We start from the raw sequence: 272 nt of genomic DNA, 5'->3' as shown, positions 1-272 counted from the left end.
CTCCGCACATATGGTGCAGCACGAATCGATGATGCTGATTGCTGCACCGTTGCTCGTAATGGGCCGGCCGCTCGGCGTATGGATATGGGCGCTGCCGAAGCGTGCGCGATTGCGGCTTGGACGGCTGGTCAGGACGCGCTCGTTTTCCCGGTGCTGGTACGCGCTGACCTTACCACTGGTTGCCTGGCTACTGCACGCCGTGGCGCTGTGGGCGTGGCATGCGCCTGCGTTGTTCCAGGCGGCGCTGGTTCATCAATGGGTACATTCGCTAC

Annotated in this window: 1 protein-coding gene; it reads left to right on the top strand. The window is 62.9% G+C overall.

Annotation, left to right across the window (positions count from 1 at the left end; genetic code table 11):
• On the top strand, positions 1 to 272 hold a 272-nt coding region (locus SB753_RS37370), incomplete at both ends, for a cytochrome c oxidase assembly protein (RefSeq protein ID WP_410805183.1).

It is taken from the genome of Paraburkholderia sp. SIMBA_053, assembly GCF_046534895.1.
Taxonomy (GTDB): Bacteria; Pseudomonadota; Gammaproteobacteria; order Burkholderiales; family Burkholderiaceae; genus Paraburkholderia; species Paraburkholderia caledonica.
The sequence above is the reverse complement of the archived record's forward strand: the minus strand, read 5'-3'. Positions and strand labels throughout refer to the sequence as shown.